Here is a 5903-nt window from a genome sequence, read left to right as displayed (position 1 = left end):
GGGCGTAGCCGGACAGATCGAGTTCGTCCAGGTTCAGCACGGCCACGTCGGCGGGCAGCGACTCGGGCACGGTGAAGCCGGCGGTCGTGGTGGTGAGGACGGTGTGCGGGGCCGCGGTGTCGAGGATGTGGCCGATGCGCTCGGCCGGGTGTCCCGGATCGACCGGCACGTAGGCGCCGCCCGCGCGCAGCACCGCGTACATGGCGACGACGAGTTCCACGCAGCGCGGCATGGCCAGCACGACGAGCTGTTCCGGCCCGACGCCGGAGGCGATGAGCAGACGGGCGAGACGGTTGGCGCGGGCGGACAGCTCGGCGTAGGTGAGGGTCTCGCCGCCGGGCGCGCGCAGCGCCACGGCCTCGGGGGTGCGGCGCACCTGCATGTCGAAGCCGTCGTGCAGGAAGCGCTCGGCGACCTTGTGGCCGCTGGCGTTCCAGCTGGTCACCACGTAGTCCAGTTCGCCGGCGTCGAGCAGTTCGATGTCGCCGACCGGGCGTCGCGGGTCGTCGAGGGCCGCGCGCAGCAGGCGGGTGAACTTGGCGGCGAACTCGGCGGCGGTGGCGCCGTCGAACAGGTCGGTGGCGTAGGTCAGTTCGGCGCGATAGCCGCGCGGTCCTGCGGTGGCGCCGAGCGGTTCGGAGAGGGTGAGCTGGAGGTCGAATTTGGCGAAGCCGGGGTCGAAGTCGAGTTGTTCGGCGCGCAGGCCGGGCAGCTCGAGGGCGACCGGGCCGATGTTCTGCATGAACAACGCGACCTGGAACAGCGGATGCCGGTTCTGGGCGCGGGCCGGGTTGACCGCCTCGACCAGCTGCTCGAAGGGGATGTCGCGGTGGGCGAAGGCGCGCAGGTCGCGTTCGCGCGCGTGGGCGATGAGGTCGGCGAAGCCGCGGCCGCCGTCGACCTCGGTGCGCAGCACCAGGGTGTTGACGAACATGCCGACCACATCGTCCAGGCCTGCCTCGCCGCGGCCCGCGATCGGGGTGCCGACCGCGATGTCGGTGGTGCCCGACAGCCGGGCCAGCAGGGCGGCCAGCGCGGCGTGCACGACCATGAACGGCGTGGCATTGTGCCCGGCGGCGATCCGGTCCACGGCGGCGCGCAGATCGGCGTCGAGTTCGAAGGCGTGGGTGGCGCCGCGATAGGTGGAGACCGCGGGCCGGGGCCGGTCGGCGGGCAGGTCCAGCTGAGCGGGCAGGTCGGCCAGTTCGGCGCGCCAGAAGGCCAGCTGGGCGGAGACCGCCGAATCGGGGTCGTTCTCCTCCCCGAGCACCTCGCGTTGCCATAGCGCGTAGTCGGCGTACTGGACCTCCTGCGGGCTCCAGTCGGGGGCGGCGCCGCCGCGGCGGGCGGCGTAGGCGGTGATCAGGTCGCGCACCAGCACGCTCATGGAGACACCGTCGGCGGCGATGTGGTGGACGACGAAGACCAGCGTGTGGTCCTCGGGGCCGCTGCGCAGCAGCCGCACCCGCAGCGGCACCTCCTCGGCCACGTCGAACCCGCGCACCGCGATGGCCTGCACCGTGTCCACCAGCGCGGACGCGTCCACGTCGGTGGGGGTCAGCGCGGGCACCGGATGCACCGGCCGGATGAGCTGCACCGGGCCCCGCGGGGTCTGCGGGTAGAGGGTGCGCAGGATCTCGTGGCGGGCCACCAGGTCCGACAGGGCGGCGTCGAGCGCGGCGGTGTCGAGCGCGCCGCGCAGGCGCAGGGCGACCGGGATGTTGTCGACCGCGCCCGCGGCGGGATCGCGGCCGGAGTCGGTGCCGAGGCGGTTGAGGAACCACATGCGCCGCTGGGCGGGCGAGAGCGGGACGTGCTCAGGGCGCGGGCGGGCGGTCAGCGGCGGCCGGGCGGGACCGGTCGCCGCCGTGCCCGCCTCGCCGAGGGCGGCCAGCGCGGCCACCGAGGGGCGGTCGAAGAAGTCTCGGACGTCGATGGTGACGCCGAGGGCCTCGCCGATGCGGGCGATGGCGCGGGTGGCCAGCAGCGAGTTGCCGCCGAGGGTGAAGAAGTCGTCGTCGGCGCCGACGCGTTCGGCGCCGAGCAGGTCGGCGAAGATGCCGGCGACCAGGCGCTCGGCCTCGGTGGACGGCTCGCGGAATTCCGCTGCCGCCGAACCGAAGTCGGGGGCCGGCAGCGCTTTGCGGTCGAGCTTTCCGTTGGCGTTGACCGGCAGCTCGTCGAGCACCTGCAACAGCGAGGGCACCATGTACTCGGGCAGGCCGCGACGGGCCAGCTCGAGCACCGCTCCGGTGTCGAGCACGTCCACGTCCGGGGCGGGGACGACATAGCCGACCAGGTGGTCGCCGCCCGCGTGCTGGGCGAGCACCACGGCGGCCTGGGCGACTGCGTCCGAGCGCAGCAGCGCGGCCTCCACCTCGCCGAGCTCGATGCGCAGACCGCGCAGCTTGACCTGGAAGTCGGTGCGGCCGAGGTATTCCAGTTCCATCGGGCCGCCGTCGTTGCCGCCCGCCCAGCGCACCAGGTCGCCGGTGCGGTACATGCGGTCGCCGGGCGCGCCGTAGGGGTTGGCGACGAACCGGTCGGCGGTCAGGCCAGGACGCGAGACGTAGCCGCGGGCCAGCTGCACGCCCGCCAGGTACAGCTCGCCGACCACGCCGTTGGGGACCGGGCGCAGGCCCTCGTCGAGCACGAGCAGCTCGTTGTCGTCGGCGACGGTGCCGATCGGGACGGTGACGGTGTCGGCGGCGGTCACCTCGTGGGCGGTGACGTCGACGGTGGCCTCGGTGGGACCGTAGGTGTTCTGCAGCGTCGCGCCGCTCACGTCGCGCAGCGCGGCGGCGGTGGCTGCGGGCAGCGCCTCACCGGAGGAGACCACCATGCGCAGCGCGTCCAGCGACTGTCCGGTCCTGGCCAGCTCGGCGACGAAGACCGCGAGCATGGACGGCACGAAATGCGCGATGGTGACCCCGCGTTCGGCCATGAACCGCACCAGATAGGCCGGATCGCGGTGCCCGTCGGGACGGGCGACGACCAGCCGCGCGCCGACCTGCAACGGCCAGAAGAACTCCCAGACCGACACGTCGAAGGTGAACGGCGTCTTCTGGATCACCCGGTCGGTGGGCAGCATCGGGTTCAGCCGCTGCCGCCAGCGCAGATTGGCCAGCACCGAGCGGTGCGAGACCGCGACGCCCTTGGGGCGGCCGGTGGAACCGGAGGTGAAGATGACGTAGGCGATGTTGTCCGGGCCGGGGCCTGCCGGCTCGACGTGCCCGGTCGCCGCGGGCGGCGCTGCCTCGAACTCGTCGATGCGCAGCACCGGCACGCCGGTCAGGCCTTCCGGCTCGTCGGCGGTGGTGGTGAGCACCAGCACGGGGGCGGCGGTCTCCAGCACGTAGGCGATGCGCTCGGCCGGATGCTCGGGGTCGATCGGCACATAGCCGCCGCCGGCCTTGAGCACCGCGTACATGCCGACCAGCAGCTCGATCGAGCGCCGGGCCGACAGCCCGACCAGCGACTCCCTGCCGACGCCGAGGCCGGCCAGGTGCCGGGCCAGCGCCTCGGCGCGGGCGTCGAATTCGGCGTAGGTGAGGGCGGTGTCGCCGAATTCCAGCGCCACCGCGTCCGGGGTGCGCCGCACCTGCCCGGCGAACTCGGTCACCAGCGTCTCGACCGGCGCGAAGCTGGTGGGCAGCATCGGGGCGGCGGCGACCAGCGCGTCGTCGAGCAGGTCGTCGAGGACCGCGCCGAGCGCGCCCTCCCCCGCGTCCACCAGGTGCGGCAGCCGGCCGGAGACGACCACCGAGATCAGGGCGTCGGGGGCGAGCGCGCCGCCCATGGCGACGGCCAGCGTCCCGATCTCGGCCGACAGCTCCGCGTATCCGACCGTGGCGCCGGGGCCGCTCAGCGCCACCCGTTCCGGTTCCAGGTCGGCGACGGTCTCGATCAGGCGGGGCAGGTCCGCCAGGCCGTAGGCGCGGCGCAGGGCGGCGTGCCGTTCGTCGCCGGGATGGGCGCACAGGTCGTTGCCGTGTCCACGGGGGGTCGTCGATTCGGCTCGAGACATCAGCAGTTCCTTTCGGAGACGAGGGAGTTCGTCTCGGCGAGAAGGGTGTTCAGCGCGGCGGCCAGGCCTGCGCCGCCGAGCGCCGTGAGGATGCCGGGGACCAGCCCGGCGAGGGCGACGTTGATGAGCGTTTCGGGTATGGCCGCGGCGCCCATCGCCTTCGCGACGCCGGCCAGTTTCGCCTGGAGTTCGGCATAGGTGACCCGATGCTCGCCGTGCGCGAATGCGACGGCCGTCGGTGCGAGTTCGGCGGCGGCGGCGATCAGGCCGGGCAGATCCGCCATGGTGGCGGGCGCGCCGGCGGAGGCCGCGCCCGAGCCGGCCGGGCTCACGCCCGCCGTGGTCCTGGCGGCGGGCTGCCGTTCGGACTCGGTTCTGATGTCGATCGCCCGCACGGCGATCGACGCGTCCGCCGCGACGGCGGCGAGCACCGCGTGCAGGCGCTCGGCGTAACCGCGGACGGTCTCGGCGTCGAAGATGTCGACGGCGTAGGTCAGGCACAGCGACAGCCCGGTCCGCGCGCCGTCGGCGTCGAACTCCTCGATGCCGGTCAGTTGCAGGTCGAACTTGGCCTCGGCCGGGGCCGGATCGACGACCTCGACCGCGAGGCCGGGCAGTTCGACGCGGCCCGCGCCCATGTTCTGGAAGGCGAGCATCACCTGGAACAGCGGGGTGTAGGTGCTGGACCTGGTGCGGCCGAGGGCGTCGACCACCTGGTCGAACGGGACGTCGGCGTGCGAGAGGGCGGCCAGGTCGCGGCGGCCTGCCTCGCGCAGCAGTTCGGCGAAGGGGGCGCGGCTGTCGATGCGGGTGCGCAGGGTGACGGTGTTGACGAACATGCCGATCAGGTCGTCGAGTTCGCGTTCGCCGCGCCCGGCCACCGGGGCGCCGATGGTGATGTCGGTGCTGCCGGACAGCTTGGCCAGCAGCACCGCCAGGGCGGTGTGCAGGACGGTGAACAGGGTGGTGCCGTGTTCGCGGGCCACCCGGTCCAGCGCCAGCGTGGTGTCGGCGTCGAGCGCCGTGGTCACGGTCTCGCCGCGCATGTCGCGGTGGGCCGGGCGCGGGCGGTCGGTGGGCAGCGCGAGCACTTCCGGCGCGCCGGCGAGTTCGGTGCGCCAGAAGGCGATCTGGCGCTCGTGCACCGACTCCGGGTCGCCGGGGGCGCCGAGCAGCTCCTGCTGCCAGAGGCTGTAGTCGGTGTAGCCGACGGGCAGGGGCGACCAGTCCGGGGCCCGGCCCTCGGCCCGGTCGGCGTAGGCACGGACCAGGTCGCGGGTCAGCGGCAGCACAGAGTAGCCGTCGCCGCTGATGTGGTGGACGACCACCACGAGCACGTGCTCATCGGCGGTGTCCGCTCGCGTCGCACCGTCGTCCGGGACGACGCGGAACAGGGCGGCGCGCAGCGGCGGCGCGGCGGTGATGTCGAAGCCGCGGCCGGCGAACTCGGCCATGCGGGCGGTGATGTCACCCGCCGCGACGGGAACGGGGGTCAGGTCGACGGTCACCGACTCCGGCGCGAGCACCTCCTGGACCGGGCCGTCGGGGGTGTCCGGGTAGCGGGTGCGCAGCGTCTCGTGGCGGGTCACCAGGTCGGTGACGGCGGCGGTGAGCGCGGTGTGGTCGAGCGCGCCGGTCAGGCGGACGGCGGCCGGGATGTTGTAGGCCGAGGAGTCGGGGGCGAGCCGGTTGACCACCCACATGCGCTGCTGGGCCGGGGCCAGCGGGACCGGGCCGTCGCCGGTGCGCGGCGTCAGCGGCGGGCGCGCGCCGGTGCCGTCGAGTGCGCCGCGCCCGCGGGCGAGGGCGGCGACCGTCCGGGCGTCGCACACCACGGCCCCCGGGACGCGGCCCCCCCGCCCGGCGCTCAGCCGGG

General features: G+C 74.1%; 2 protein-coding genes. Both read right to left on the bottom strand.

The annotated features are described in order from the left end of the window. The coding region (locus QH283_RS05290) for an amino acid adenylation domain-containing protein (protein WP_280501889.1) at positions 1 to 4027 on the bottom strand (4027 nt) is incomplete at its 3' end. Next, a partial coding sequence (locus QH283_RS05285; RefSeq protein ID WP_280501888.1) for a condensation domain-containing protein occupies positions 4027 to 5903 on the bottom strand: 1877 nt, incomplete at its 5' end. The genes QH283_RS05285 and QH283_RS05290, both read right to left, overlap by 1 nt.

This window comes from Nocardia farcinica, from assembly GCF_029867845.1.
Lineage (GTDB): Bacteria > Actinomycetota > Actinomycetes > Mycobacteriales > Mycobacteriaceae > Nocardia > Nocardia farcinica_A.
The sequence above is the reverse complement of the archived record's forward strand: the minus strand, read 5'-3'. Positions and strand labels throughout refer to the sequence as shown.